At 67.0% G+C, this 26,120-nt stretch carries 26 protein-coding genes and 1 pseudogene; 13 read left to right on the forward strand and 14 right to left on the reverse strand.

Features of this window, described 5'->3' with window-relative positions:
• Positions 1–33: 33 nt before the first annotated feature.
• On the reverse strand, positions 34–936 hold the full coding sequence (locus L0C60_RS09335) for a DUF4032 domain-containing protein (RefSeq protein WP_243092691.1): 903 nt from the start codon (positions 934–936) through the stop codon (positions 34–36).
• A 107-nt stretch (positions 937–1,043) separates the two neighbouring features.
• On the opposite strand from L0C60_RS09335, the gene L0C60_RS09340 reads away from it, so the two are divergent.
• The 3 genes from L0C60_RS09340 to L0C60_RS09350 are packed head-to-tail and all read left to right on the forward strand — an operon-like array spanning position 1,044 to position 4,212.
• Positions 1,044–2,231 (forward strand): glycine C-acetyltransferase, encoded by a 1,188-nt coding sequence (locus L0C60_RS09340; protein ID WP_243092692.1) that lies wholly within the window; start codon positions 1,044–1,046, stop codon positions 2,229–2,231.
• Complete coding sequence (locus tag L0C60_RS09345) at positions 2,232–3,437, forward strand: TaqI-like C-terminal specificity domain-containing protein (RefSeq protein ID WP_243092693.1); 1,206 nt, start codon at positions 2,232–2,234, stop codon at positions 3,435–3,437.
• Positions 3,438–3,450: 13 nt separating this feature from the next.
• Complete coding sequence (locus tag L0C60_RS09350; RefSeq protein ID WP_235283817.1) at positions 3,451–4,212, forward strand: TaqI family restriction endonuclease; 762 nt, start codon at positions 3,451–3,453, stop codon at positions 4,210–4,212.
• Positions 4,213–4,234: 22 nt separating this feature from the next.
• On the opposite strand, the gene L0C60_RS09355 is transcribed toward L0C60_RS09350, so the two are convergent.
• Positions 4,235–4,621 carry a hypothetical protein gene (locus L0C60_RS09355; RefSeq protein ID WP_243092694.1) on the reverse strand — a complete coding sequence of 129 codons (387 nt, stop codon included), beginning with the start codon at positions 4,619–4,621 and terminating at the stop codon, positions 4,235–4,237.
• A 129-nt stretch (positions 4,622–4,750) separates the two neighbouring features.
• Here L0C60_RS09355 and L0C60_RS09360 point away from each other — a divergent pair, with 129 nt between their 5' ends.
• The gene (locus tag L0C60_RS09360) at positions 4,751–6,658 is read left to right on the forward strand and encodes a DNA topoisomerase subunit B (protein ID WP_234508366.1); all 1,908 of its coding nucleotides are present in this window, start codon (positions 4,751–4,753) and stop codon (positions 6,656–6,658) included.
• Positions 6,659–8,941 (forward strand): ATP-dependent helicase HrpB, encoded by a 2,283-nt coding sequence (hrpB, locus tag L0C60_RS09365; RefSeq protein ID WP_234508369.1) that lies wholly within the window; start codon positions 6,659–6,661, stop codon positions 8,939–8,941.
• On the opposite strand, the gene L0C60_RS09370 is transcribed toward hrpB, so the two are convergent.
• The gene (locus L0C60_RS09370) at positions 8,898–9,350 is read right to left on the reverse strand and encodes a hypothetical protein (protein ID WP_234508371.1); all 453 of its coding nucleotides are present in this window, start codon (positions 9,348–9,350) and stop codon (positions 8,898–8,900) included. The genes hrpB and L0C60_RS09370 overlap by 44 nt on opposite strands.
• Before the next feature lie 53 nt (positions 9,351–9,403).
• On the opposite strand from L0C60_RS09370, the gene L0C60_RS09375 reads away from it, so the two are divergent.
• From L0C60_RS09375 to L0C60_RS09410, 8 genes are all read left to right on the forward strand, one after another.
• Positions 9,404–9,796, forward strand: a complete 393-nt coding sequence (locus L0C60_RS09375) for an SCP2 sterol-binding domain-containing protein (protein ID WP_234508374.1) — start codon at positions 9,404–9,406, stop codon at positions 9,794–9,796.
• Positions 9,793–10,827 carry an alcohol dehydrogenase family protein gene (locus L0C60_RS12915; protein WP_234508376.1) on the forward strand — a complete coding sequence of 345 codons (1,035 nt, stop codon included), beginning with the start codon at positions 9,793–9,795 and terminating at the stop codon, positions 10,825–10,827. Before L0C60_RS09375 ends, L0C60_RS12915 begins: the two co-directional genes overlap by 4 nt.
• Positions 10,828–11,049: 222 nt before the next feature.
• Positions 11,050–11,460 carry a hypothetical protein gene (locus tag L0C60_RS09385; RefSeq protein WP_234508378.1) on the forward strand — a complete coding sequence of 137 codons (411 nt, stop codon included), beginning with the start codon at positions 11,050–11,052 and terminating at the stop codon, positions 11,458–11,460.
• A gap of 45 nt (positions 11,461–11,505) precedes the next feature.
• Positions 11,506–12,516, forward strand: a complete 1,011-nt coding sequence (locus L0C60_RS09390; protein WP_234508380.1) for an LptF/LptG family permease — start codon at positions 11,506–11,508, stop codon at positions 12,514–12,516.
• A complete protein-coding gene (locus tag L0C60_RS09395) occupies positions 12,513–13,556 on the forward strand; it encodes an LptF/LptG family permease (protein ID WP_234508382.1) in 1,044 nt (347 codons plus the stop codon). Before L0C60_RS09390 ends, L0C60_RS09395 begins: the two co-directional genes overlap by 4 nt.
• Positions 13,553–16,021 carry an LPS-assembly protein LptD gene (locus L0C60_RS09400; RefSeq protein ID WP_234508384.1) on the forward strand — a complete coding sequence of 823 codons (2,469 nt, stop codon included), beginning with the start codon at positions 13,553–13,555 and terminating at the stop codon, positions 16,019–16,021. Before L0C60_RS09395 ends, L0C60_RS09400 begins: the two co-directional genes overlap by 4 nt.
• A complete protein-coding gene (locus L0C60_RS09405; RefSeq protein WP_234508386.1) occupies positions 16,018–16,995 on the forward strand; it encodes a hypothetical protein in 978 nt (325 codons plus the stop codon). Before L0C60_RS09400 ends, L0C60_RS09405 begins: the two co-directional genes overlap by 4 nt.
• A 4-nt stretch (positions 16,996–16,999) precedes the next feature.
• Positions 17,000–17,683 carry an SDR family NAD(P)-dependent oxidoreductase gene (locus L0C60_RS09410; RefSeq protein WP_243092695.1) on the forward strand — a complete coding sequence of 228 codons (684 nt, stop codon included), beginning with the start codon at positions 17,000–17,002 and terminating at the stop codon, positions 17,681–17,683.
• On the opposite strand, the gene L0C60_RS09415 is transcribed toward L0C60_RS09410, so the two are convergent.
• The 11 genes and pseudogenes from L0C60_RS09415 to L0C60_RS09465 form a co-directional block, all read right to left on the reverse strand.
• Positions 17,637–17,975: a VanZ family protein gene (locus L0C60_RS09415; protein WP_234508390.1), complete on the reverse strand. Its 339-nt coding sequence runs from the start codon at positions 17,973–17,975 to the stop codon at positions 17,637–17,639. The genes L0C60_RS09410 and L0C60_RS09415 overlap by 47 nt on opposite strands.
• A complete protein-coding gene (gene mce, locus L0C60_RS09420) occupies positions 17,975–18,367 on the reverse strand; it encodes a methylmalonyl-CoA epimerase (RefSeq protein WP_234508392.1) in 393 nt (130 codons plus the stop codon). Before mce ends, L0C60_RS09415 begins: the two co-directional genes overlap by 1 nt.
• A gap of 4 nt (positions 18,368–18,371) precedes the next feature.
• Positions 18,372–20,008: pseudogene (locus L0C60_RS09425) on the reverse strand (FAD-binding dehydrogenase).
• A gap of 24 nt (positions 20,009–20,032) precedes the next feature.
• Positions 20,033–20,977, reverse strand: a complete 945-nt coding sequence (locus tag L0C60_RS09430) for a 4Fe-4S binding protein (RefSeq protein ID WP_234508395.1) — start codon at positions 20,975–20,977, stop codon at positions 20,033–20,035.
• Positions 20,977–22,044 (reverse strand): bifunctional 3-deoxy-7-phosphoheptulonate synthase/chorismate mutase, encoded by a 1,068-nt coding sequence (locus tag L0C60_RS09435; protein ID WP_234508397.1) that lies wholly within the window; start codon positions 22,042–22,044, stop codon positions 20,977–20,979. The genes L0C60_RS09430 and L0C60_RS09435 overlap by 1 nt, the downstream gene beginning before the upstream one ends.
• A gap of 33 nt (positions 22,045–22,077) precedes the next feature.
• A complete protein-coding gene (tatC, locus tag L0C60_RS09440; protein WP_234508399.1) occupies positions 22,078–22,821 on the reverse strand; it encodes a twin-arginine translocase subunit TatC in 744 nt (247 codons plus the stop codon).
• Positions 22,818–23,042: a TatA/E family twin arginine-targeting protein translocase gene (locus tag L0C60_RS09445; RefSeq protein WP_234508401.1), complete on the reverse strand. Its 225-nt coding sequence runs from the start codon at positions 23,040–23,042 to the stop codon at positions 22,818–22,820. The genes tatC and L0C60_RS09445 overlap by 4 nt, the downstream gene beginning before the upstream one ends.
• A 40-nt stretch (positions 23,043–23,082) precedes the next feature.
• The gene (gene glmU / locus L0C60_RS09450) at positions 23,083–24,444 is read right to left on the reverse strand and encodes a bifunctional UDP-N-acetylglucosamine diphosphorylase/glucosamine-1-phosphate N-acetyltransferase GlmU (protein ID WP_234508403.1); all 1,362 of its coding nucleotides are present in this window, start codon (positions 24,442–24,444) and stop codon (positions 23,083–23,085) included.
• 9 nt (positions 24,445–24,453) lie between these two features.
• Positions 24,454–25,293, reverse strand: a complete 840-nt coding sequence (gene lgt, locus L0C60_RS09455; RefSeq protein WP_234508463.1) for a prolipoprotein diacylglyceryl transferase — start codon at positions 25,291–25,293, stop codon at positions 24,454–24,456.
• A 15-nt stretch (positions 25,294–25,308) separates the two neighbouring features.
• On the reverse strand, positions 25,309–25,554 hold the full coding sequence (locus L0C60_RS09460) for a glutaredoxin family protein (RefSeq protein ID WP_234508405.1): 246 nt from the start codon (positions 25,552–25,554) through the stop codon (positions 25,309–25,311).
• 3 nt (positions 25,555–25,557) lie between these two features.
• A complete protein-coding gene (locus L0C60_RS09465) occupies positions 25,558–26,034 on the reverse strand; it encodes a DUF456 domain-containing protein (RefSeq protein WP_234508407.1) in 477 nt (158 codons plus the stop codon).
• Between the last annotated feature and the right edge of the window lie 86 nt (positions 26,035–26,120).

Genomic DNA, 26,120 nt, shown 5'->3' on the forward strand with positions numbered 1-26,120 from the left:
ATGCACGCGGCTTACAACTGCCTGAGGCTAAGCTTAAGGGTTTTTCCCCCTATGGCTTAACCAGGCCTTGAGCCCGCTCCCCATCCGCTTCCACCAGGGCCCAAACCGGGCCCCGTAGCTTCGGGCCGCCTCCTCGGGGGATAGCTCCACCCCAAGTTCCTGGGCCAGGAAGTACCGGTGGTCCATGATCCAGAGGTAGAGGTCCGCCCCCGTGCGCCCAGGGAACTCCGCCAGGAGCCCAAGCTTCCGGATGGCCTCTAGGGTTGGCCTATAGAGGTTTTGGTACCAGTCCACCACCGCCTCCTCCCACGGGATCTCCCGGCCCTCCTCGAGGCCCCGGAAATACCGCCGGGTGGCGATGTGGTCCAGGAGGATGTCATAGCGGCCCAGGGTGGAAAAGAGGATGTCTTCCGCCTCGGGCACGAGCGCTTTCAGGCGGGTCTTCTCTAGGAAGTTGGCATACTCCGCCTTCAGGATCAGGTCCTTCAAGGTGTCCTTGGCCTCCACGGGCACGGGGACATCCAGGGCGATCACGTAGGCGTCTATGTACTTCTGCCCCGTGGCCTTGGCCAGGGCCACCCGGTGGTTGCCGTCCTTGACAAAGTAGACCTCCCCCACCTGGTAGACCTCTATGGGGGGAAACTCGTACCCCTCTAGCTGCAAGGCCCTAAGCCGCTTCCAGCGTTCCAGGGTGTGCGGGGTCTTGGGCAGGAAACGGCGGTCAAAGTCCTCGTAGCGGTCCACCGAGCCCACCACCTTGTCCACCTCAATGGCCTTTAGGCCCAGGTGGTGCTCCCCCTTGGGCCTGAGCGCCAGGACCTGGTGGAAGGGCAAAAGCTCCGAGGGTTCCCCCCGGAAGCGGTCCAGGAGTTCTAAAAGCCTAGCCCGGCGCTCTAAGCGCTCCGCCTCGGTTTCCGCCTGCAGGTAGCCCCGCATGGAACCGCTACCACTCCCTCCTTCAGGGTAGCCCCTTTGGGTCAGAAGAAGGTGAAAAAAAGCCCAAGGCCTGGACAAAGGCGAAACTCAGGGGTTTAGATAGGGACATGAGCCTTTCCCTGCGTGCCAGGGTGCAAAGCGAGCTGGAGCGGCTAAAGCGCGAGGGGCTTTACATTCGCCCCAAGGTCCTCGAGGCCCCCCAGGAGCCCGTGACCCGGGTGGAGGGGAAAGAGGTAGTCAACCTGGCCTCCAACAACTACCTGGGCTTCGCCAACCACCCCTACCTCAAGGAAAAGGCCAAAGCGTACCTGGAAATGTGGGGGGCGGGAAGCGGGGCGGTGCGCACCATCGCCGGCACCTTCACCTACCACCTGGAGTTGGAGGAGGCCTTAGCCCGGTTCAAGGGCACGGAAAGCGCCTTGGTGCTCCAGTCGGGCTTCACCGCCAACCAGGGGGTTTTGGGGGCGCTCCTACAGGAAGGCGACCTGGTCTTCTCCGACGAGCTCAACCACGCCTCCATCATTGACGGGCTCCGCCTCACCAAGGCCACCCGCCTGGTCTACCGCCACGCCGACGTGGAGCATCTGGAAGAGCTCCTGAAGACCCACGACACCGAGGGCCTGAAGCTCATCGTCACCGACGGGGTCTTCTCCATGGACGGGGACATCGCCCCCCTGGACCGGATCGTGCCCCTGGCCAAGCGGTACGGGGCGGTGGTCTACGTGGACGACGCCCACGGCTCCGGCGTCCTGGGGGAGAAGGGCAAGGGCACGGTGCACCACTTCGGCTTCCACCAAGACCCCGACGTCATCCAGGTGGCCACCCTCTCCAAGGCCTGGGCCGTGGTGGGGGGCTACGCCGCGGGGGCCTTGGAGCTTAAAGACCTCCTCATCAACAAGGCCCGGCCTTTCCTCTTCTCCACGAGCCACCCCCCGGCGGTGGTGGGGGCCCTTTTGGGGGCCTTGGAGCTCATTGAGAAGGAGCCCGAGCGGGTGGAAAGGCTTTGGGAAAACACCCGCTACTTCAAGGCGGAACTGGCCCGCCTGGGCTACGACACCTTGGGGAGCCAGACCCCCATCACCCCCGTCCTCTTCGGGGAGGCCCCCGTGGCCTTTGAGGCGAGCCGCCTGCTTTTGGAAGAAGGGGTCTTCGCCGTGGGCATCGGCTTTCCCACGGTGCCCCGGGGGAAGGCCAGGATCCGGAACATCGTCACCGCCGCCCACACCAAGGAGATGCTGGACAAGGCCCTCGAGGCCTACGCCAAGGTAGGGCGGAAGCTCGGTATAATCCGCTAAATGCTCTTTCCCCCGCCCCTACCCCAAGGAGCCACGGAAAAGAGCCTGGGCCGGGTGGAAACCCCTCCCGAGGTGGTGGACTTCATGGTGGGCCTCGCCGAGGCCCCCCGGGGAGGAAAGGTCCTGGAGCCCGCCTGCGCCGAGGGGCCTTTCCTTCGGGCCTTCCGGGAGGCCCACGGCGGGGGCTTTCGCTTCTACGGGGTGGAGATAGACCCCAAGGCCTTGGATCTTCCCCCGTGGGCGGAGGGCATCCTGGCGGACTTTCTCCTTTGGGAGGGGGAGGGGGATTTTGACCTCATCCTGGGAAATCCGCCCTATGGGATCGTAGGGGACGCCTCTAAGTATCCCATCCATATCCTCAAAGAGGTAAAAGCTCTTTATAAAAAGCTTTTCTCCACCTGGAAAGGCAAGTACAACCTCTACGGGGCCTTTACCGAGAAGGCCGTCTACCTCCTTAAACCAGGGGGGCTCCTCCTTTTCGTAATCCCAACAACTTGGCTCGTTCTCGACGACTTCGCTTTGCTCCGGTCCTTCCTTGCCCGAACAGGAGAGACCGAGGTTTTCTACCTGGGCTCTGTCTTTCCCAAACGGAACGTAAGCGCCGTAGTCCTCCGCTTCCGAAAGGGAGGGCGGGGCCTAAAGCTCTGGGACGCAAGTTCTAGAAGCCCCTTCCTCTGGGACACCTACCCGGAGTGGAAAGGGGAAATGATCCGCTTCGAAACCCCCAAAACCAGGGAGATGGAGGCCAAGGGAACACCAGTAGGGCACATCTTCCATATCCGCTTTGCGGCTCGTAGCCCCGAGTTCCGAAAGCATGAAGCCGTGCGAAAAGAACCGGGCCCCGGATTAGTGCCCGTCCTTACCGGGCGTAACCTCAAATCGGGATTTATCGACTACGAGACCAACTACTCGGGCCTCTGGATGCCTCGGGAGCGGGCCAAGGAGCTTCGGGACTTCTACGCCACGCCCCACCTCGTGGTAGGCCACACCAAGGGGGTTCGAGTGGTGGCCGCATGGGATGAAAAGGCTTATCCTTGGCGGGAGGAGTTCCACCTGATCCCCAAGGCCAAGGCCCCGGAGGATATCGTCGCTTACCTCAACTCCGCAACCGTCCAGGAGTACGTAGCTACCCTTTATCGGGATTTTGTTCCCCATCTCACCTTAAGGATGCTGGAGCGGGTACCTATCCTTACCAGGGAGGTATAGGATGCGTAATGCTTTGAAAGCTTTTGAGGCATTTCTCGGAACGCTGGACCTAAGGGGATACGAAGAGAAGTACCGTTCCATAAAAACGGTGGAGCAGGACCTTCCCAGCGATCTTAACCCGTTGCCAGACCTTTACCGAGACTATTGGAAACCAACTCACCCAAACCCCTCCTTTCCAAGCTATGAAGACTTCTTTGCCACATGGTGGAATCAACGGCTTGAGGCTCTAGACAGATTCATACAGAAATACTTTTGGGGATGCTCCTATCAGTTTGTCCGCTTAGGACTCGAGGCCAGGCTCTACCGAACCGCAATCTCCATATGGACTCAATTCCACTTTGGTTATCGTTGGTTGACTTCCTGTAGTCTATCCATAGACGCCTCTCCCGAGCTAGACCTGAAGGGAGTAGACATTCTCGTCAGATTACCTCCAGGCACCTCCATAGGCCTTCAAGTCAAAAAGGAAACCTACCGCTCAGAAGCTCGCGGAGAAAACCGCTTCTTGAAGCAGAAACGAGCCCATGCGCTCCTCGAAGTTCCCTACACGCTTGAAACGGAGGCAGAGCTTCTGAAAAGAGCAGAAAGGGCCCGATCCCGGGGAGAACTCTATCGCCTTTGGGCTAAGGTAGCTAGCCATTTGGAACACCTTCCTAATGGATTCGTGATTTTCAAGGAAAGCTATGTCCTGTGCATTGAAGACTTCCTTCAAAAAAACCACCATGCGCTATCAGGCCACATCCCCTGGGAACAGGTGGCCCGAGAAGCTCTCGCCTAAAGCGGCCCCTTTTGGCCTCACCCTACCGTCCCGTGACGTAAACCCGCACCACGAGGCCCACGGCGAAAAGAAGCCCCAGGGCCACGAAGACCTCGGGCCGCTTAGGAGGGTCCTTGAGGCCCCGGTAAAACCACCCCCCGGGCTCGAGGCCCCCCAGGTAGTGGAGCCCCGCCGCCAAGAGAAGGCCATAGAGGAGGTGGAGCCCCTCCTTGGGCCTCAGGCCCAAGAGGAGAAGGCAAAAACCCAAGGCCACCTGGAGGATAGCCACCCAGGCCACCCCCCGGAGCGCCGCATAAAAGCGGGAAGGCAAGGGGCGGAAAAACCCCGCTAGCCCCACCAGGGCCAAAGCGGGCACCGCTACCAGCAAAAGGAGGCCCAAAAGGGCGTGGAGGAAGAGCAGGACCGGCATGGCCGCATCATACCGGGGAAAGAGGGAGCTAGTTATATTCCCTCCATAAACACCCCTACCCCAAGGCCGCCGTCCTGCCCATGCGCAAGGGCAAAATCCCCGCCCGGCTAGGTGTGGTATACTGGAGGGGTGAGCTACGACGCTTCCGCCATTAAGGTGCTCAAAGGGCTAGAAGGGGTGCGCCACCGCCCCGCCATGTACATCGGCGGCACGGGGGTGGAGGGGTACCACCACCTCTTTAAGGAAATCCTGGACAACGCCGTGGACGAGGCCCTGGCGGGCTACGCCACGGAGATCGTCACCACCCTGAACCCCGACGGCTCCCTCACCGTGGAGGACAACGGTCGGGGCATCCCCGTGGACCTCATGCCCGAGGAGGGGAAGCCCGCCGTGGAGGTCATCTACACCACCTTGCACTCCGGGGGGAAGTTTGAAAGCGGGGCCTACAAGGTCTCGGGCGGCCTCCACGGGGTGGGGGCGAGTGTGGTGAACGCCCTTTCCGAGTGGACCGTGGTGGAGGTCTTCCGAAACGGCCTGCACCACCGCATCGCCTTTAGCCGGGGCGAGGTGACCGAACCCCTCCGGGTGGTGGGCGAGGCCCCCAAGGGCAAGACGGGGACCCGGGTCACCTTCAAGCCCGACCCCGAGATCTTCGGCGCCCTCGCCTTTGACCCGAGCAAAATCCGGACCCGCCTGCGGGAGGTGAGCTATTTGGTGGCGGGGCTCAAGCTCGTCTTCAAAGACCTCCAGCACGGCAAAGAGGAGGTCTTCCTGGACAAGGGGGGCGTGGCCTCCTTCGCCAAGGCCTTGGCGGAAGGGGAGGAACTCCTTTACGAGAAGCCCTTCCTCATCCGGGGCCAGGAAGGGGACGTGGAGGTGGAGGTGGGCCTCATCCACACCAAGGGCTACACGGCGGAAATCCTCACCTACGCCAACATGATCCCCACCCGGGACGGGGGCACCCACCTCACCGCCTTCAAGACCGCCTATAGCCGGGCGCTAAACCAGTACGCCAAAAAAGCGGGCCTCAACAAGGAGAAAGGCCCCCAGCCCACGGGGGACGACCTCCTGGAGGGCCTCTACGCCGTGGTGAGCGTGAAGCTCCCCCAGCCCCAGTTTGAAGGGCAGACCAAGGGGAAGCTCTTAAACCCCGAGGCGGGAAGCGCCGTGAGCCAGGTGGTCTACGAGAAGCTCTTAGAGCTCCTGGAGGAGAACCCCCGCATTGCCAAGACCCTTTACGAGAAGGCCCTGCGGGCGGCCCAGGCCCGGGAGGCGGCCCGGAAGGCCCGGGAACTGGTGCGGCGGCAGAACCCCCTGGAGTCGGACGACCTCCCGGGGAAGCTCGCCGACTGCCAGACGGAAAACCCCGAGGAGGCGGAGCTTTTCATCGTGGAGGGGGACTCCGCCGGGGGAAGCGCCAAGCAGGGCCGGGATAGGCGCTTCCAGGCCATCCTGCCCCTTCGGGGGAAGATCCTCAACGTGGAGAAGGCGGGGCTCTCCAAGGCCCTAAAGAACGCCGAGGTCAGGGCCATGGTGGCGGCCATCGGGGCGGGGATTGGGGGCACGGGGGACGAGGCCCACTTTGACCTGGAAGGCCTCCGCTACCACAAGATCATCATCATGACCGACGCCGACGTGGACGGGAGCCACATCCGCACCCTCCTCCTCACCTTCTTCTACCGCTACATGCGCCCCCTGATTGAGCGGGGGCACGTCTACATCGCCCAGCCGCCCCTTTACCGCCTCCAGGTGGGGAAGAAGGTGGAGTACCTCTACTCCGAGGAGGAGCTAGCAGAGCGCCTCAAGGAGCTAGAGGGCAAAAGCTACGAGGTGCAGCGCTTCAAGGGCCTGGGGGAGATGAACCCCGAGCAGCTTTGGGAAACCACCATGAACCCGGAAAAGCGGGTTCTCAAGCGGGTGGAGCTCCAAGACGCCCTGGAGGCCAGCGAGCTCTTTGAGAAGCTCATGGGCCAGGACGTGGCCCCCAGGCGGGACTTCATTGAAGAGCACGCCCGCTACGCCGAGCTGGACATCTAGATGGCGTGGCTGGACGAGGCGGTGGCCCTGCTCCTCCAAAGGGGCCGCCTTCTCCTCAAGGCCTACCCTGGGGCGGGGAAGAGCACCCTCTTCCCCCTGAGGCTTCTCAAAGCCCTACCCGGGCGGATCCTCCTCTTTGAGCCCAGGCGGGTGGCGGCCCGGGCGGTGGCGGCGAGGCTTGCGGAAAACCTGGGGGAACCCTTGGGCAAGACCGTGGGCTACCGGGTGCGCCTCGAGGCCAGGGAGAGCCCGGAAACCCGGCTCCTCGTCATGACGGAGGGCCTCCTCACCCGGCTCCTCCTGGAGGACCCCACCCTGGAAGGGGTTTCCGCCGTCCTCCTGGACGAGGCCCACGAGCGCCACCTGGAAGGGGACCTGGCCCTCGCCCTCCTCCTAAGGGTGCAGGAAACCCTAAGGCCCGACCTCAAGCTCGCCCTCCTCACCGCCACCCCCGACCCCGACCTGGAAAGGACCCTGGCCGGGGCCACCTTGGCGGTGGAAGGGGAAAGCCACCCCGTGGAGATCCTTCACCTGGAAAGGGTGCCGGAAGGCCCCCTAGAGGCCCTGGTAGCCCGCTACGCCCGGAAAGCCTTCCTGGAAGGGGAAGGGGATGTCCTGGTCTTCCTGCCGGGGAAGGCGGAGATAGAGAGGACGCGCAAGCTCCTCCTGGACCTTCCCGCCTTTCCCCTCCACGGGGGGCTTCCCTTGGCGGAGCAGGCGGCCCTCCTCAGGCCGGGGCCCCGGAGGATCGTCCTGGCCACGGACGTGGCGGAAACGAGCCTCACCCTGCCCGGGGTGCGGGCGGTGGTGGACACGGGCCTGGCCAAGAAACCCCGCTTTGACCCGAGGACGGGCCTCACCCGCCTGGCCCTCGCCCCCATCCCCGAGGACTCCGCCCGGCAGCGGGCGGGGCGGGCGGGGCGGCTTGGCCCGGGGAAGGTGTACCGCCTCTACCCCATGGGCCCCTTCCCCCCCAAGCGGCCCGAGATCCTCGAGGCCGACCTCTCCCGGGCGGTCCTCCTGGCCTTGGCCTTCGGGGAAAGGCTAGAAGACCTCCCCCTCCCCACCCCGCCCCCTAAGGGGGCCCTGGAGGCGGCCCATGCCCTCCTCCACCTCCTGGGGGCGGTGCGGGAAGGCCGCCTCACCCCCTTGGGCCAGCGGATGCTCCGCCTCCCCACCCACCCCCGCCTGGCCCGGATGGCCCTGGCGGCCGAGGAGCTCGGCCTCCTCCCCTTGGCGGCGGACCTCATGGCCCTCCTGGAGGAGCGGGACCCCCTGGAAGGGGAAAGGGACCTCCTCGCCAAACTGGAAGCCCTCCTCCTGGCCCGTAAGGAGGGGCGGGGGGCTTTCCTGGGGGTGGAGCGGGCCTCGGCCCTTTGGCGAAGGCGGCTCGGCACCCAACCTTTGGAAAGCCTCCCCCACCCGGAAGCGGTGGGGCGGCTTCTCCTCTTCGCCTACCCCGACCGGGCGGCCATGCGGGTAGGCCCCGGGCGCTACCGCCTGTGCACCGGCCCCCTCCTCCACCTGGAAGGGGACGGCCCCCCGTACCTGGTGGCGGTGGGGGCGGAGCTACCGGGACGGGTCCTCCTCCACGCCCCCTTGGCCCGGGAAGACCTCCTGGAGCGGGCGGAGGTGGGCGCCTGGACGGGATGGGAGGAGGGGCGGCTACGGGGGTACCTGGAGAGGCGGTACGGGGCCCTTCTCCTGGAGAGGCTTCCCACCGACCCCGGCCCCCCCACCCCAGCGCAGCTAAGGGAGGTCTTCAAAGAGGGCCTCCCCCTCCCCGAGGAGGCCCGGCAGGTCCTCCTCCGCCTCGCCTTCCTTAGGGACCACGGGGTGGAGGTGCCCGAGCTCACGGAAGAAACCCTCCTTCAGGACCTCACCTGGCTCCTCCCCTGGACGCAAGGGGTTAGGCGGGTGGAAGAGCTTCGGGAACTCCCCTGGAAGGAGATCCTCCTTAGCCTTCTAGGGGAGGCGAGGAAAGCCCTCGAGGCCCTGGCCCCCGAAACCCTCACCCTCCCTTCCGGCAAGCGAAAGCGCCTCCAATACCGGGAGAGCGCCCCACCCCTCCTCTCCCTCCTCATCCAAGAGGCCTTCGGCCTCAGGGAAACCCCCAGGGTCCTGGGGGGGAAGGTCCCCGTGGCGGTGGAGCTCCTCTCCCCCGCCCGGCGCCCGGTGCAGGTGACCCAGGACCTCCAGTCCTTCTGGGAAAAACGCTACCCCGAGGTGCGGCGGGAGCTCATGCGCCGCTACCCCAAGCACCCGTGGCCGGAAAACCCCTAAAAAGCTCCGCCCGAAAGCCCCGTTCCCTCGCCCGCTCCACCAGGAGGGGGTTATCGTCCAGGTAAAGGGCCTCCTCGCCCAAAACGGCCACCGCCTGGGCCAAAGCCTCTAGCTTGTTTGGGTGGAAGAAGGCGGCAAGCCCTTCCGGAGGAGGCAGGTCGGAAACCAGGTAAAAGGGCGTGGGGAAGGCCAGGGGCCGGGGGACGAAGGCCCGGGGGTAGAGCCTCGAGGCCCCCGGGAAAAGGGTGTCCAGGACCCCTGGGCCTTCCTCCTTTAGGCGGGGGAGGAGGTCATAGAAGGCCTGGGACACGTAAAAGGGGCTTTCCCCGCCCGCCTCGGCCAGGAGCCGGATGAGGCGGGGCTCCACCGGCTCGCAGTACACCCCCGAGAGGTCCAAGAGGTAGACCACGCCTCCTAGCCTAAGCCTTCTAGGGTTATACTCGGTGCAAACGGAGGTAGGGCATGGAGCTTTTTAGCGAGGCGTGGGCGAAGGCGTACTGCGAGAAGCTTTCCCAAAGCGAGGCCTACCGCAAGGCGGCGGCCACCTGGGAGGGGAGCCTGGCCCTTAGCGTCCGCCCCGACCCAGGGGCGGGCCTGCCCCAGGGGGTCGCCGTGGTCCTGGACCTCTGGCACGGGGCCTGCCGGGGGGCGAGGGTGGTGGAGGGCGAACCGGAGGCGGACTTCGTCATAGAGGCCGACCTCGCCACCTGGCAGGAGGTCTTGGAGGGGAGGCTTGAGCCCCTCACCGCCCTCATGCGGGGGTTCTTGGAGCTCAAAAAAGGCTCCCTCGCCGCCTTGGCCCCTTACGCCCAAGCGGCCCAGGAGCTGGTAAAGGTGGCCCAGGAGGTAGCGTGAAAGGGGTGGTGTACCAGGGGCCCTTCCAGGTGGCGGTGGAAGAGGTCCCGGAGCCCAAGCTGGAGGCGGAAACCGACGCCATCGTGGAGGTGGAACTCGCCGCCATCTGCGGCTCGGACCTCCACATCTACCACGGCAAGATCGCCGGGGTCCTGCCGGGCACCGTCCTCGGCCACGAGTTCGTGGGCCGGGTGGTGGAGAAGGGGCCTTTGGTGCCCTTCGCCCTAGGGGAAAGGGTGGTGGGGAGCTTCCAGGTGGCCTGCGGGGACTGCGTGGCCTGCCGCAAGGGGCGCTTCTTCGCCTGCCTGAAGGGCGGCGTCTACGGCTTCGGCCTGGCCCTGGGCAACCTGCAAGGGGCCCAGGCCGAGCGGGTAAGGGTCCCCTTCGCCCGGACAAGCCTCTTTCCCATCGGGGACCTCCCGGCGGAGGAGGCCATCCTGGCGGGGGACATCCTCACCACCGCCTACGGGGGGGTGAGGCCCTTCTTGGAGCCGGGGATGGTGGTGGCGGTGGTGGGCTCGGGGCCCGTGGGCCTCATGGCCCAGATGGTGGCCCACGCCCTGGGGGCGGGGGTGGTCTACGCCATAGACCCCGAGGAAAGCCGCCTGGAAAAGGCCAAGGCCCTGGGAAGCCTCCCCCTAAACCCCAAGGCGGAAGACCCCGTGGCCCGCCTGCGCAAGGACACGGAGGGCCAGGGGGCCGACCTGGTGGTGGAGGCGGTGGGAGGGGATGGGGAGGCGTTGCGCCTCGCCTTCCGCCTGGCGGGGCCTGGAGGGACTGTGTCCAGCCTCGGGGTACCCACGGCGGAGAAGGTGGAGTACCCTTGGCTTTCCGCCTTCAGCCGGGGCATCACCTTCCGGAGCGCCCTGGCCAACATCCCCCGCTACATCGGCGAGGTCTTGGCCCTGCAAAGGGCAGGGAGGCTAAAGGGAAGCTTCGTCTTCAGCCACCGCCTTCCCCTGGCGGAGGCGGCGGAGGGTTACCGGCTCTTCCACGAGCGCCAAGCCACCAAGGTGGCCCTGGTGCCCTAAAAAACAAACCCGCTGCCTTTGCGGGCGGCCTTCCTTCTTCGTCTGACTCCTTTAGTATACCACGCTTTGCCGATATGTAAAGTGCTATGCAGAAAAACCCGGCCCGGAGGGGGTTCCTGTGGGGTGCGGCGAAGCTTTTGAGAACCATTCCCGGTACATTGTGCGCCTTCGCCCCACGCCCCCGGGCTTTCCCGGCTAGGCTTAGGGAAAGGGGGTGGTACCATGCGGTACTTGGTGGTGGCCCACCGCACGGCCAAAAGCCCTGCGTTGGCGGCCAAACTCCGGGAAATCCTGGCCCAAGACCCCGAGGCCCAGTTCACCCTGTTGGTGCCCGCCGTGCCCCCGCCGGGCTGGGTGTACGAGGAGGAAGAGGTGAAAAGGCGGGCGGAGGCCGAAGCGGAGGCGGCCAAAAGGGCCTTGGAAGCCCAGGGTATCCCCATCGCCGAGGCCAAGGCGGGGGATGTTTCCCCCCTCCTCGCCCTCGAGGAAGAGCTCGCCACCCACCCGGGGGCCTACCAGGCCATCGTCCTCGCCACTTTGCCCCCGGGGCTATCCCGCTGGCTCAGGCTGGACGTGCACACCCAGGCTGAGCGCTTTGGCCTCCCCGTGATCCACGTGATCGCCCATCCCTAGGGGCCTCTTTCGCCTTTCTCATGCTCTTTCCGTATACTTGGCCGGGTGTTGGGCCGCTACGTGCTGCGGGAGGTGCTCCTCCCCTTCCTGGTGGGGGTGCTCCTCTTCGTCGCCCTCCTCACCTTTGACCTCCTCTCCAGCCTCTCGGGGGTCCTCCTCAGCCGGGGGGCGGGGGCGGAGGATATCCTCCGCCTCATCCTCTTCCGTCTCCCCTGGACCCTGAGCCTGGCCTTGCCCCTGGGCCTCGTCTTCGCCCTCTTGGTGGGGCTATCCCGCCTGATCCGGGGGTCGGAGCTCAAGGCGGCCTACGCCGGGGGGGTGCCCCCTTGGGCCCTTCTCCGGCCCCTCCTTCTCCTTTCCCTCTTCATCGCCCTTTTGAACCTGGCGAACCTGGCGGAGGTGAGGCCCAGGGCCCTCGAGGCCTACGACGCTGCGCTTTCCCGCCTCCTCTACGGGGAAGGAGCCCTAAGCGGGGTTCTGCGCAAGGAGCTTTACGCCCCCCCGGGCCTTGGGGTGTACTACACCGAGGAGATCCACCCCGAGGGGGCGGCGAACCGCCTGTATGGGGTGCGGGTGGTGGACGGGGAGGGCAGGGTCTATAGCGCCGCCGAAGGCGTGTGGGACAACACGGGCTGGCACCTCAAGGGCCACGTGCTGGAGGGCGAGGAGGTGCGGGCCTTCCAGGGCACCCTCCCCTTCCCCGCAAGCTTCCGCCCCAAGGAAAGCCTGGGCTCCCGCGACCCCTACGACACCACCACCCTAAGGGAGCTTTGGGAACGGGGGAAGGTGGAGGCCTCGGCCCGCTTCGCCCTGCACCGCCGCCTGGCGGACGCCCTGGGGGCCCTCTTTCTGGGCTGGGTGGCAGCGGCTCTGGGCCTTTCCTTCCGGGAGGCGGCCTGGGCCTTTTTGGCCGTGGTCCTCCTCATCTTCGGCTACTACGTGCTCTGGACCCTGAGCGCCCAGCTCGCCCGCTACGACGTGAGCCCCCTCCTGGCCCACCTGCCCAACCTCTTCTACGGGGCCTTGGCCCTTTTCCTCACCTGGAGGCTACGGTGAAGACCCTGGACCGCTACCTTCTCCGGGAAGCCTTGGGGCTTTTCGGCCTGGGCCTCCTCTTCATCGTCCTCCTCTTCCTGGCGGGGGCGGTCTACGAGGTCCTGGCCCCCCTGGTGGCCAAGGGGGCTGACCCCTACACCCTCCTTGCCTACCTCCTCTACCGCACCCCGGAGGCCGTGGCCCGGGGGGCCCCGGTGGCCTACCTCTTCGCCCTTTTGCTCCTCCTTTCCCGTATGGCGGAGGACTCGGAGCTCAAAGCCCTCCTGGCCCTAGGCGTGCGGCGGGAGCGGGTGCTCTTACCCTTTCTGCTTTTGGGAAGCGGCGTGGCCCTCTTCACCTTTCTCCTGGGGGAAAGCCTGGTGCCTAGGGCGCTCGCCCAGGGGCAGGACCTCCTGAGGCGGCAGGTCCTGGAAAGGCCCCGCACCCTCCTCACCCCCGGGGCCACCTTCCAGGACGCAAAGGGCCGGGTGGTGTACGTGGGGGAGGTGGCGGGGGATAGGATTGGGAAGCTCCGGGTGGTTTCCCGGGAGGAGGTCCTGTTGGCGGAAAAGGGGAGCTTCCAAGGGGGGGTGCTAAGGGTGGAGGAGGGGAAGCGCCTCACCTACGAAGGGGACCGCCCCCGCACCCTGACCCGCTTCCGGCGGGGGGAGCTGGTGCTCAAGGACCTCACCTTTGAGCCCTGGCAGAACCCGGCGAACCGGATGACCCTGGCCGAGCTCCGGCAGGAGGTCCAGAGGCTTCGGGCCCAGGGGGTGCGGGCGGGCCTCGAGGCCACCACCTACTACCGCCGCTTCGCCGAGCCCGCCGCCGCCCTGGTCTTCGCCCTCTTCGCCACGGGGCTCGCCTTCTACCTCCTCGGGGGGAGCCGGAGCCTGGGGCTCGTGGGGGTGGCGGTCCTCACCTTCTTCTACTACGCCACCTGGAGCGTGGGGCGCATCATGGGGGAGCAGAACGCCCTGGACCCCATCCTCGCCGCCTGGGGGCCCATCCTGGTCTACGGCCTCCTCGGGCTCCTCCTTTTCCTCGGGGGTAGAAGGTGAGGTGGGCCCTCCTCCTCCTCTTCCTCCTCCCCTTCGCCTGGGCGGAGGAGAACGTCCTCAAGGTCCTGGAGGCGGAGAGGCTGGAGCTACGGGAAGAAGGGGGAGAGGAGGTCTACGTCCTCGTAGGAAGCCCCGTGCGCCTGGAGCGGAACGGGGAGGCTTTAGAGGCGGAGCGGGTCACCTACTTTCGCGCCCGGAGGCTCCTTTACCTCTCGGGGAAGGTGCGCTACCGGGACAAGGAGGGCCGGCTCATTGAGGCGGAAGAGCTCCAGGTGGACCTGAAGGACGAGAGCTTTGACGCCCTCTCCGTGCGCATAGAGGCCAAGGACCTCCTCCTCACCGGACCCCTTTGCCAACGGGCGGCGGGGGCCATCCTCCTGGAAAGGGGCTACGCCACCCCTTGCGCCTCCTGCGGCCAGGAGGTGCCGGACTACGCCTTCCGCGCCCGGGAGATCGTCCTGTACCCGGGGGACCGGGTGGTGGCCCGGGGGGTGGTCCTCCTCTGGCGGGAAGAACCCCTCTTGGAGCTTCCCGTGCTCCTCCTCTACCTCTCGGAAAGGCGGCCCCGGCTGGAGGTGGGCCAGGACGAGGGGGGGTTCTTCTTCAAGGCCGACCTACCCTATGTGGCCGCCTTCGGCCTCGGGTACACCCTTTTCCGCTACTACCAGGGACGGGGGTTTGGCCTCGGCTTTGACCACCAGGGCGTGGGGGAGGCCAAGGAGCGCTACTTCTTCCTCCACACCCCACCGGACACCTTCCAGTACCGGGGGGAGTACGCCCTGAAGAAGCGGGAGTTTTCCCTCACGGCCCTCCTGGAGCGGGACGACACCCGGGAGAAGCTTTCCCGCTTCCGCCTAGAAGCCCTCCTTCCCGGCACCCCTACCCCCCAGGACCTCCGCTACGCCCTAAGGCTCGAGGGCTTCCTGGACCACGACGAAAGCACCCCGCCCCCCCGCACCCTGCAACGCCTCCCCGAGCTCGAGGTCCAGTCCCCCACCTTCCGGGAAGGCCCCTTTAGCCTCCAGGCAAGCCTTACGGTGGGCCGCTACCTGGCGGAGACCAACCCCCTAAACCGCTCGGCCCGCGCCCTAGGGCCCTACGCCGAGGCGGGGAGGGCCCTTTTTGCCCATGCGGAAAGCCTCGCCTTGAGCCCCTGGCCTGGGGGCGCGCTCCGGGCGGAGGGCCGCTTCCGGGGCTTCTACTACACCACGCAAAACCCCGATGGGGAGTACGAGCGGCAGGTGGACTGGAGCCTAAGCGTTAGCCTCCGCCAAACCCTTGGGGGCTTTAGCCTGGAAGGGGCCTACGGGCGGAGCGTCCAGGAGGGGGAAAGCCCCTTCCGCTTTGACGCCCTCCCCACCCGGCGAAGCCACCAGGCCACCCTGGCCCTGGGCTTCCAGGAAAGGCCCTTTTCCCTAAGCCTCAAGGGGGGGCGGGACCTGGAGGGGAACAGGTACCTCCCCCTCGAGGCCGAGGCGAGGCTCCAGGACCCGGGGTACGCCCTGCGGCTCTACCACAAGCGGGGCCTGGAGGAGGAAGGCCCCCTGGAAACCCAGGCCGAGGCCAGCCTCACCCCCTACCCCTTCTCCCTCCGGGCAAGCCTCCGCTACGACCATGCCAAGGCCCGCTTTGACCCCCTCACCCTCCAGGGGGCCTACGCCCTGCCGGCGGGAAGCCTCTCCCTCACCCACCGCCACGGCCTAAACGGGGAAGGAGCCCTCACCACCGACCTCACCTTCGCCCTCAGGGAAAGCGGGGACGCCTACACCCTCCAGGGCCGGCGGGACTGGCAGAAGGATACCCTTTCCCTCCAAGGCCAGGCCATCCTGGGCCCCCAAAGCCTCTCCCTCCAGGCCACCCTGGACCGGGAGGCCCTGGGCTACGCCCTGGGCTTCCGCACGGGGGTGGCCCCGGGGCCCCTTCTGGACCTTCTCCTTTCGGGCCGCTTCCAGGAGGGGCCTCGAGGGACCAACCTCCGGCTTTCCCTCTCCCAGGCCCTGCCTGAAGCAGGCTTTCGCTTTGGGGCGAACCTTCACCTCCCGGAGGTGCAGGATCGGGAGATTTACCTGAAGGACGCCACCTTTAGCGGGGGCGTGGAACTTTGGCAACCCATCCCCCTGGACGAAGGGGTGCTTCCGGGGCTTTCCCTCTCGGGAAGCCTAAGCTACCTCCGCCAGCCCACTAGGCCCGAAGGGTACACCCTGGCCTTAAGGGCCTTCGGCCCCACCCTCACCTTCCTGGGCCGGGAGAACACCAAACTCCACCTCACCGCCCTCCTCACGCAGGACCTGCCGGGAGAAACGCTAAGGCCCAAGTTTATCCTTACCTTAGACCGGTGTTGCTGGGCCTTGCGCTACACCCTGGACGCCGCCAAGGGCGAGGTGCGCCTGGCCTTCCTCTACGGGGGCCAGGCGGCGGAGGTCCTCATGGGCGAGGAGGGCGTGCGCTTGGGAGGTCTTCCGTGAGAAGGCTTTTCTTCCTCCTAACCCTGGTCCTGGCCGCCTGCACGGGAAGCCAAGAACCCCCCTTGCCCGCCCTGGTGGCGGCGGGAGGAAGCGGGGAGGTGCACTTCTATAAGGCCTCGGACCTGCAACGGGGCACGGGAAGCCCCGTGGCCACCTGGACTGCCCCGAACCTCCAAGACCTGGCCTACAGCAACGCCTTCCGAAGGCTTTTCCTCCTCTTCCCCGACCGCCTCGAGGCCTACCCCACGGCGGGCTTCACGGAAAGCGCCGCCCCCCAGGGCACCCCGGCCACGGCCTCCTTGGGGGTGGACTGCACCGGGGGCTACCTGCGCCTGGGGGCGAACCAGGCCCTGGCCCACTGCCCAGGGGCCAACCGGGCCTTCCTCTTCGCCCTCCCCGACCTGGGAAGCCCAAGGGAGGCCGACCTCACGGGGCTTCCTTCTGGGGTGCGCCTCGCCCTCTTCCCCCAAGGGGGGTTAGACCTCCTCGCCTACCTCGCGGAAGGGACCCTGGGCTACCGCCCCGCCGCAGATCCCACGGGCACCCCCTTCCAAGAGGTTTCCCTCCCGAGCCTCACCCCCACCGAGCTCCGCCTGGACCCGGGGGGAAGGCTTTTAGGGGCGGGCCGCACGGCCACGGACACCCTTTTCCTCGCCTGGAACGGGGTGGAAAACCCCACCTCGCAAAGCCTCGGGCTTTTCCCAGGCCCCGTCCGCCTGGCCCTGGACCCCGTGCAGGGCCTGGTGGCCTATGGCCAAGGCTTCCGGGTCCTCTCCCCCCGGGACTCGGGGGCGCGGAACGCCTATACCGCCTACGCCGCCGCCGCCGTGGGCCAGGACGCCTACCTCTACCTGGCCCGGGGGAGCTTCCTGGAGGTCTACGATCTCCAGCAAAACCCCCTCCCCACCTATCCCCAAGCGACCGCCTCCATGGGGTTTAGCCCCAACGCCCTCGCCTTCATCCCCGTAGAATGAAGCCATGCTCCAAGGAAAAGCCTTCTTGGTCACGGGAGCGGGCGGGGCCCTGGCCCGGGCCCTTATCCCCGCCCTCCATCAGGCGGGAGCGAGGCTCTTCCTCTCCGACCCCCGGCTTGAGCGCATGGCGGAGAGGGCGGAGAAGGTGGGGGCTAAGACCTTCGTGGCCGACCTCACCCGCCTCGAGGAGGCCGAGGCCTTGGCCCGCTTCGTGGAGCGGGAAGCCCCCCTCTACGGCGCGGTGCACACCGTGGGCGGCTTCGCCGCCGGGCGCTTTTTGGACTCCGACCCGGGACTCTACGACTGGATGCTAGACCTCAACCTCCGCACCGCCTACAACCTCCTAAAGGCCGTCCTCCCCTACATGGAAAGGCGGGGGGAAGGCTTCTTCGCCGCCATCGCCGCCGGCCCCGCCTGGACGGGGGCGGGCCCCGGCCGGGCCCTCTACGCCATGGCCAAAACCGCCCTGGCGAGCCTTCTGAAATCCCTCCAAGGGGAGGTGGAGGGGGTGCGCTTCCTCGTGGTCTACCCCATGGGCACCCTGGACACCGAGGCCAACCGCCGGGCCATGCCCGAGGCGGACCCGAGCCGCTGGATCGCCCCCGAACTGGTGGCGGAGGCCATCGTGCGGGCCGCCTCGGCTAGGGGCGGGAGGTTTTTGGAGCTTCCCATCTACCCCCCGCTTTAGCCCCGAAAAAGGCCCCCAAGGCGTCCGCCACCAGGTCTAGGCCGAAGGCCTCCCGGCCGGGGATGAAGCTTTGGTGGTACTCGTCCACCACCCCGTAGGCCGCCCCCAGGAGAAAGGCCCAGGGAAAGCGGCCTAGGCCCAAGCGCAGGAGAAGGCCCAAGAGGGCGTAGGCCAGGAAGTGGGCCCCCTTGTCCCAGGGGTGGGGAAGCCCAAGCCCGGTTTGGGGCTGGTCCGAAAGCCACCAGAGGAGGCCCATGTGGAGGAGAGCCAAGAGGAGGAAAAGGGGGCGCACTAGGCCTCCACCAGCTCCCAAAGGACCCCAAGGCCAAAGGAGGGGTGGAGGAAGGCCACCCTGTGCCCCCCAAAGCCGGGCCTAGGCGCCTCGTCAATAAGCTTCGCCCCCGCCGCCTTCAGCCGGGCGAGCTCCCCTTCAATATCGGGCGTGGCGAAGGCCAGGTGGTGGAGGCCAGGCCCCCGCTTGGCCAGGAAGCGGCCCACGGGGGTTTCGGGCCCCAGGGGAGCGAGGAGCTCCAAAAGGGCCTCCCCTTCCCCCCTAAGGAGGGCCACCCGCACCCCTTGCGCCGGAACCTCCCCTTCCGCCACCACCCGGTAGCCCAAAAGGAGGTAGCGCCCCTTGGCCTTCTCCAGGTCCTCCACGGCGATGCCCACGTGGTGAAGCCGCATGGGGCTATTCTAGCCCCTCCAGAAGCGCCCTGGCCGCCTGGCGCCCCGTGAAGAGACACCCCCCCAAGAAGGTGCCCTCCAAGGCCTTATAGCCGTGGAACCCACCGCCCCCGAACCCCGCCGCCTCCCCCACGGCGAAGAGCCCGGGAAGGGGCTCGCCCCTCGGCGTTAGGCCCGGGCCTTGAGGTCGGTCTGGATGCCCCCCAGGGTCTTGCGGGTAAGCGTCCAAAGGCGCACCGCCACCAAGGGGCTTTTCCCCGAAAGGAAGGGGGCGGGCTTGGCCACCCGGAAAATCCGGTCGCCCCGGTAGCGGCGGAAGGCGTGGAGGGCGAGGATCTGGCTGTCCTTGGCGAAGGGGTTTAGGAGCTCTAGGTCCCGGGCCTTGACCTCCCTCTCGAGGCGCACGGGGTCCAAAACCCCGGGAGCCAGGGCGTCCATCTTCCGCAGGAGGTCGGAAAGGTGGTCCGCCACGAGGAAGTCCTTTCCCCGCTCCAAAAAGGCCCGCACGGGGGCGGCGGGGCCCAGAAGGCGGTTTTGGATCACCTGGAGCCAGCGCCTGCCGGTGAGGTCCGGGTTCTGCTCGGACCCCGAGAGGGCGAACTCCTTCTTCAGGGTGCGCAGGTCCAGGATGAACCAGCTCCAGTCAAAACCGGTATGGCGCAGGTGGCGCAGGGTCTCCAGGGCGTCAAACCCGGGGAAGAGGGGCGGGGGGAGGCGCTTGCCTGTGGCGTCCACCCAGAGGGCCGAGGGACCGGGGAGGATGCGGATGCCGTGGCCCGTCCAGATGGGGGTGTGGTTCTCCACCCCCTCGGGGTAGTGCCACATGCGGTCCAGGTTGACCAGGCGCGCCCCCGCCCGCTCCGCCAGGAAGAGGCCCGAGCCGTCCACGTGGTCGGGCACGCCGACGAGCATCCTCTCTGGGGGCCTCCCCATGCGCTCGGGCCAGTAGCGGCGCACCAGGTCCAGGTTGGCCCCAATCCCCCCCGTGGCCAGGACCACCGCCTGGGCGCGGAAGGCGAAGTCCCTTAGGGGCTTGCGGCTCGTGGGCACCCCTCGAGGCTTGGGGTCCTCCTCCAGGACCACCCCCACCACCCCCACCGCCTTCCCCCCTTCCACCAGGACCTCCTCCACCCGGTGGCGGAGGAAGACCCTCAGGCGCCCCTCGGCGGCAAAGGCCTCCACCCGGCGGAGAAAGGGCTCCAAAAGCCCAGGCCCCGTGCCCCAGACGATGTGGAAGCGGGGCACGGAGTTGCCGTGCCCCGTGGCCAAGCCCCCGCCCCTTTCCGCCCAGCCCACCACCGGGAAAAAGCGGACGCCCAAGGAGGCGAGCCAGGCCCGCTTCTCCCCGGCGGCGAAGCTCAAATAGGCCTGGGCCCAAAGCTGGCCGTAGTAGTCCTCCTCCCGGTGGTAGCCGGCGGAGCCCAGCCAGTCTTGGAAGGCGAGCTCCACGGAGTCCCGGATGCCGAGCCGGCGTTGCTCGGGGGAGTTCACGAGGAAAAGCCCCCCAAAGGACCAGAAGGCCTGCCCCCCCAGGTGGGGCTCCTGCTCCAGGAGGAAGACCCGCTTCCCCCGGGCCGCCACCTCCGTGGCCACCACCAGACCGGCGAGCCCCCCGCCCACCACCACCACGTCCGCATCCATAGCTTGGCGGGGATTATACCAGGTTCAAAGGTCGTACCAAGGGGGCTTGCCCCGGAAAAGTTCTAGCTCTTGGCCCAGCGCCTCCTTGGGGGCGGCCTCGAGGCGGATCACCTGGGGCGGGCAGCTTTCCACGCAGGCCCCGCACCCGGTGCAGGCCTCCACCCTGAGCCTCAGGACGTACTCCTCCCCTTCCCGCACCCGGTAGACCGCCCCCGTGGGGCAGACGTTGGTGCAGACCGGGCAGAGGGTGCACCCCTCCTCCACCCGGATGCTGGGCCAGGCCACCGCCTCCGCCCGGGAAGCGGCGAGAAGGCGAAGGCGAAGCTCCGCCGGCAGGCCCTTTTCCTCCTCGGGCGCTTGGGGCAGGGGAAGCTCGGGGACGAGGTCAGCGGCGGTGCGCTTGGCGCTTCCCAAAAGGGCCTGGAATAGCTCCCGCCTCCCCACCTTCTCCCCGGGAAGCTCCCCTTCCCGCACCTCCACCACCACGGGGAAGTAGCGCTGGGCCTCTTCCGCCATCCGCCTAAGGTGCTCGGGCACCGAGGGCCCCCCGATGGGGCAACGGGCGCAGTCCCCCCGGGCGAGGACCACCCGGCCGAAACGGCTTCCCGCCTCGGCGAGAAGCCCGGGGGTGAGCCGGCCCAGGCAAAGGACCTCCTCCCCCTTCCCCTCCGCCTTGGAGCACCGAAGCTGTCCCTTCCCTCGGATCAGGGCCTCCTGGATGGCCCCCAAGGGGTACTCCAGGGCGAGGCCGGGGCAGACCCCCGTGCAGAGGCCGCAGCCCGTGCACAGGACCTCGTCCAGCTCCACCCGCCACCCCTCCAAACGCACCGCCCCCTTGGGACAGGCCTGGTAGCAGCGGTCGCACCCCCCCACGCTGTTCTTGTAGAGGAGGCAGCGGGCCTCCGTGTAGCGGGGCCTGGGGTCCGTGGCCTTGAGGAAGGCGTTGAGGAGGTTGTCCAAAAGGCCCATTAGCCCTCGGGGAGGAGGTCCCGGATGGCCTCCAGGAAGCGGTCAAACTGGGCGAAGTCCATCTGCTGCTGGTTGTCCGAGAGGGCCACCTTGGGGTTCGGGTGCACCTCCACGTGCACCCCGTCCGCCCCCACGGCCAAGGCCGCCCGGGCCAAGGGGGCGAGGAGGTCCGTGCGCCCGGCGGCGTGGGTCACGTCCACGACGACGGGGAGGTGGGTCTCCTGCTTGGCCAAGGCCACGGCGGAGAGGTCCAGGGTGTTCCGGGTCCAGCGCTCAAAGGTGCGGATGCCCCTTTCCGCCAGGATCACCTGCTCGTTTCCTTGGGAAAGGATGTACTCGGCGGCGTAGAACCACTCCTCCATGGTGGCGGAAAGCCCCCGCTTGAGGAGGACCGGCTTCCCGGCGCGGCCCACCTCCTTGAGGAGGGCGAAGTTCTGCATGTTGCGGGCCCCCACTTGGAGGATGTCCGCATACTCCGCCACGAGCTCCACGTCCCGGGTGTCCATGACCTCGGTGACGAAGACCATGCCGAAGGCGTCCGCCGCCTTGCGGCCAAGCTTTAGGCCCTCGAGGCCCAGGCCCTGGAAGCCGTAGGGGCTCGTCCTGGGCTTGAAGGCCCCGCCCCGGAGCACCCTAACCCCCCGGCCCGCCAGGAAGCGGGCGGTTTCCATCATCTGCTCCTCCGACTCAATGGAGCAGGGCCCGGCGATGAGGAGCGGCCTCTCCCCAAAGACCACCCCCTTCACCCGCACCCGGGTGGGCTCGGGCTTGTGCTTTTTGGAGTAGAGGAACTTCTTCTGGTCCTGGCGCTCTTCCAGGTCCAGGCTCGCCTGGAAGATCTCCTTGAAGAGCTTGCGAATGGTTTCGTTGGGAAAGGGGCCGGGGTTTTCCGCCGTGAGGTAGGCAAGCATCTCCTCCTCCCGCTTGGGGTCGTAGTGGGGGAGGCCAAGCTCGGTCTGGATGCGGCCGATCTCCTGCACCAGCCTTCCCCGCTCGGAAAGGAGGCGAAGCAACTCCCGGTTCACCCGGTCCACCTCTTTGCGCAGGGCCAGGATGCGCTCGTCCATGGGCTATTCTATGGGGCAAAGCCCCTTCGGGTGTCAAGCGGCTTCTTCCTTGGGCCTTTGCCGCTCGGCCAAGCGGGCCACCAGGACGGAAACCCAGTAGAGGACGAGAAGGGGCAGGGTGACGATGGAGAGGGAAACCACGTCCACCGTGGGGGTGATGACCGCCGCCAGGCTGAGGAGGAGGACCACGGCCACCCGCCAGTTCCGGGCCAGGAAGGCGGAGGAGAGGAGGCCCAAGCGGGCCAGGAGGTAGCTCACCACGGGCATCTCAAAGACCAGGCCCATGACGGTCATCATCATGAGGACCTGGCCCATGTAGCGGCCGATGGAGATCTGGGGGGTGACCACATCCCCCAGAAAGCCCAAGAGGAAGGGGATGGCGAAGGGCAGGAAGCCGTAGTAGGCGAAAAGGGCCCCCAGGGCGAAGCTAAACCCCGCCCCTAAGAGAAAAGGGCCCGCCAAGCGCTTCTCGTGCTCGTATAGCCCCGGGGCGATGAAGGCCCAGACCTGGTAGACGATGAAGGGCAAGGCCAGGACCAGGCCGCCGAAGGCCGCCACCTTCAAGGAGACCAAAAAGGGCTCGGTGATGTCCAGGACGATGAGGTTCACCTGGATGCCGTTCTGCTTGGCCGCCAGGTCCAAGGGGCGCTTGAGCCAGTCCAAAAGCTGCACCCGGAAGGACCAGGCCACCCCCGTGCCCACCGCCCAGGACAAAAGCGCCCAGAGGAGCCGGGCCCTAAGCTCCTCCAGGTGTTCCACCAACGGGGCTTCCTTCAAGCTTTGGGCTCCTCCTTGGCCGGGGCGGGCTCCGCCTTAGGCTTCACCTCTTCCTTCACGTCCACCGCCTTCTCCAGCTCCTCGCGGATCTCCTGCGCCCCCCGCTTGAACTCCCGGATGCTCTGGCCCAAGGAGCGGCCCAGCTCAGGAAGCTTCTTGGGCCCGAAGATGAGGAGGGCCACCACCAGGATCACCAGGATTTCCGGCATGCCCAGGTTCATAGCCCCAGTTTAGCACCCCTCCTGAAGGAGGAATGAAGCCCTAGCCCTCCTCCCGCTTCCGCTTGGCGTAGCCCTCGAGGTTCCGCTGCCGCCCCCGGGCCACGGCCAAGGCGTCCTCCGGCACGTCGTGGGTGATGACGCTCCCCGCCCCCACCATGGCCCCATCCCCCACCCGCACCGGGGCCACCAGGACGCTATTGGAGCCGATGAAGGCGTTTTTGCCGATCAGCGTCTTGTGCTTGCGCTTGCCGTCGTAGTTGGCGGTGATGACCCCCGCCCCCACGTTGGTCCCCTCCCCCACCTCCGCATCCCCCAGGTAGGCCAGGTGCCCCGCCTTGACCCCGGGGTGGAGGAGGCTATTCTTCACCTCCACGAAGTTCCCCACGTGGACCCCCTCCTTGAGCACCGCCCCGGGGCGGAGCCGGGCCAAGGGCCCGGCGTCGGCTCCCGGGAAGAGGTGGGCCCCCTGGACCACGGTGTGGGCGTGGACCTTGGCCCCGGGTTCCAGGGTGGTGTCCTCCAGGAGGGCGTACGCCCCCACCTCGCACCCCTCCCCGATCCGCGTCCTCCCCTTAAGCACCACCCCAGGCCAGAGGGTCACGTCGGGGGCGAGCTCCACCGAGGGCTCCAGGTAGATGGTTTCGGGGAGGACCATGCGCACGCCCCTTCGCATCCACTCGGCGCGCAGGCGGGCCAAGAGCACCCCCTCCACCCGGGCCAGCTCCTCGCGGGTATTCACCCCCAAAGCCTCCGCCGCCTCGCCCCGCACCGCCACCACCCGCTTGCCGTGGGCCCGGTAGATGGCGATGAGGTCGGGGAGGTAGTACTCCTGGGCGGCGTTTTCGTTTTTCACCTCCTTGAGGGCCTGGAAGAGGAAGCCGTCAAAGGCGTAGGCCCCGGCGTTCACCTCCCGGATGGCCCTGACCTCGGGGGAAGCGTCCTTCTCCTCCACGTTGGCCACCACGTCTTCCCCATCCCTGAGGATGCGGCCATAGCCCGTGGGGTTTTCCAGTTCCACGGTGAGGAGGGCCATCCCCGCCCCTTCCGCCACCTTGGCCAGTAGGGCCTTTAGGGTTTCCGGGGAAAGGAGGGGGGTATCCCCCTGGGTCACCAAAAAGGGGCCGGCGAAGTCCTTAAGGAGAGCCTCCGCCTGCAAGAGAGCGTGGGCGGTGCCGAGCTGCGCCTCCTGGCGGACCGTCTCCACCGGGTAGCCCCTTAGGGCCGCCTCCACCTCCTCCGCCCCGTGGCCCACCACCACCACAAGCCTTTCCGGGCCCAGGGCCAAGGCGGTTTCCACGGCGTATAGGAGCATGGGCTTGCCCAAAAGGGGGTGCAGGACCTTGGGCAGGCGGGACTTCATCCTGGTCCCCTGCCCTGCGGCCAGGATCACGTGCGCATGCATAAGGCTATGCTACCCCGAGGCCACCTTTCCCTGGCCCAGGCGCCTAAGCATGTAGAGGGACAAGAGGATGAGGGGCAGGCTCACCACCTGGGTGGCGGTGAAGAGGCCGATGCCCAGCTCGTCGTTGCGGTAGACGGGAAGCCAAAGGGGGTTCAGGCGGAAAGGCTCTTCCAAGACGGAGCGGAGGACGCTATACCAAAGGAGGAAGTTCCAGAAGGCGTAGCCGGGGAAGGGGTTTTTCCGCAGCCAGTAGAGGGAAAGGGGGAGGAGGATAACCCCCACCAAGGCCCCGTAGACCTGGGTGAGGTGGACGGGCCCCCTTAAGAGCTCGGCGCACCGGTAGACCTGGGAGATGTCGTCAACCCCCGGGCAGACCCCGGGAAACCCCTTGGCCCACTCCGGCCAGGTGAAGCCGATGGGCAAGGTGGTCAGGCGGCCCACGGTGTCCGAGCCGTTCATGAGGTTGCCGATCCGCCCGGCGATGATCCCCAAGGCCACCCCGGGGGTGGCGGCGTCCAGGTAGGGCCAAAGGGGGTAGCCCTTTTTCCGGTGGTAGTAGAAGAAGACCAGCGCCCCGCCCAAAACCGCCCCGTGGAAGGAAAGCCCCCCATGCCAGACGTAAAGGACCTCCAGGGGGTTTTGCAGGAAGTAGCCGGGGGAGGTGAGGACGTAGCCGAGCCTGGCCCCCACCACCCCAAAGACCACCGCCCAAAAGGCCACGGTTTCAAACCGCTCCGCATCCAAGCCCCACGCCTTCAGGCGGCGCTTGGCGAGCTCAAAGCCGATAAAGATGGCGAGGGTCAGGAGGAAGCCGTACCACTGGATGCGCAAGGGTCCGATCTGGATCATCGTGGGGTCCATGGCTCACCCCTTTAGGCGCTCTTTTATCAGGGCCACGAGCTCCTTTTCCCCAAAAGCCCCCTCCAAAAGCACCTCATCCCCTAGGAGGAGCACGGGGACCCGGAAGGTATAGAGGCGGAAAAGCTCCGGGTCTTGGTCCACATCCCGGCGGACGTAGGGCACTCCCAAGGTCCAGAGGGCCCTTTCCGCCTTCTCGCAAAGCCCGCACCCCTGGCGGGTGACGAAGACAAGCTCCATGCCCTCAAGCATACGCTAGAAGACGGCCCGGACCACCAAGAGGCCCATGGCCAGGTGGACGAGGACCTTGGCCACCACGCCCCCCATGAGGCCCACCAGGGTGCCCCAGGCGGCCCTCAGGGCCTCCTCCGGCTTTCGGCCCGCCAGGTACTCCAAGAAAAAGGCCAGGAGGAAGGGGAGCACCAAGACCCCCACCACCCCCAGGAAAAGGCCCAGGACGCCCCCCAGAAAGGCCCCCCATAACCCCGCCCGGCCCGCCCCGTAGCGCCTGGCCCCCCAGAGGGCCGCCAGGTTGTCCAGGGTCATGGCCAAAAGGGCCAGGGCACCGAGGCCAAGCCAAAGCCCCAGGGAAAGCTCCCGGAAACCCAAGAGGAGCTCGTGCACGAAGGCGGCGAAAAGGATCACCAAGGTGGCGGGCACGAAGGGCACGAAGGTGAGGAGAACCCCCGCCACCCAAAGGACCACGAAGAGCCAGTCCGCAAAGGCCTCCACGGCCCAAGCCTAGGGCAAGGGGAGATGAGAAGGGCAAGGGACATCCGCCACCCCTAAAGGCCGTAAGCTCAGGGGTAGGAGGCGGT

It is taken from the genome of Thermus hydrothermalis (assembly GCF_022760925.1).
Lineage (GTDB): Bacteria > Deinococcota > Deinococci > Deinococcales > Thermaceae > Thermus > Thermus hydrothermalis.

What these genes read in the sequence shown, in the direction of transcription:
- L0C60_RS09335 (WP_243092691.1), bottom strand. Translation starts at nt 936, where the DNA reads ATGCGGGGCTACCTGCAGGCGGAAACCGAGGCGGAGCGCTTAGAGCGC.
- L0C60_RS09340 (WP_243092692.1), top strand. Translation starts at nt 1,044, where the DNA reads ATGAGCCTTTCCCTGCGTGCCAGGGTGCAAAGCGAGCTGGAGCGGCTA.
- L0C60_RS09345 (WP_243092693.1), top strand. Translation starts at nt 2,232, where the DNA reads ATGCTCTTTCCCCCGCCCCTACCCCAAGGAGCCACGGAAAAGAGCCTG.
- L0C60_RS09355 (WP_243092694.1), bottom strand. Translation starts at nt 4,621, where the DNA reads ATGCCGGTCCTGCTCTTCCTCCACGCCCTTTTGGGCCTCCTTTTGCTG.
- hrpB (WP_234508369.1), top strand. Translation starts at nt 6,659, where the DNA reads ATGGCGTGGCTGGACGAGGCGGTGGCCCTGCTCCTCCAAAGGGGCCGC.
- L0C60_RS09375 (WP_234508374.1), top strand. Translation starts at nt 9,404, where the DNA reads ATGGAGCTTTTTAGCGAGGCGTGGGCGAAGGCGTACTGCGAGAAGCTT.
- L0C60_RS09385 (WP_234508378.1), top strand. Translation starts at nt 11,050, where the DNA reads ATGCGGTACTTGGTGGTGGCCCACCGCACGGCCAAAAGCCCTGCGTTG.
- L0C60_RS09410 (WP_243092695.1), top strand. Translation starts at nt 17,000, where the DNA reads ATGCTCCAAGGAAAAGCCTTCTTGGTCACGGGAGCGGGCGGGGCCCTG.
- mce (WP_234508392.1), bottom strand. Translation starts at nt 18,367, where the DNA reads ATGCGGCTTCACCACGTGGGCATCGCCGTGGAGGACCTGGAGAAGGCC.
- L0C60_RS09430 (WP_234508395.1), bottom strand. Translation starts at nt 20,977, where the DNA reads ATGGGCCTTTTGGACAACCTCCTCAACGCCTTCCTCAAGGCCACGGAC.
- L0C60_RS09435 (WP_234508397.1), bottom strand. Translation starts at nt 22,044, where the DNA reads ATGGACGAGCGCATCCTGGCCCTGCGCAAAGAGGTGGACCGGGTGAAC.
- L0C60_RS09445 (WP_234508401.1), bottom strand. Translation starts at nt 23,042, where the DNA reads ATGAACCTGGGCATGCCGGAAATCCTGGTGATCCTGGTGGTGGCCCTC.
- glmU (WP_234508403.1), bottom strand. Translation starts at nt 24,444, where the DNA reads ATGCATGCGCACGTGATCCTGGCCGCAGGGCAGGGGACCAGGATGAAG.
- lgt (WP_234508463.1), bottom strand. Translation starts at nt 25,293, where the DNA reads ATGATCCAGATCGGACCCTTGCGCATCCAGTGGTACGGCTTCCTCCTG.
- L0C60_RS09460 (WP_234508405.1), bottom strand. Translation starts at nt 25,554, where the DNA reads ATGCTTGAGGGCATGGAGCTTGTCTTCGTCACCCGCCAGGGGTGCGGG.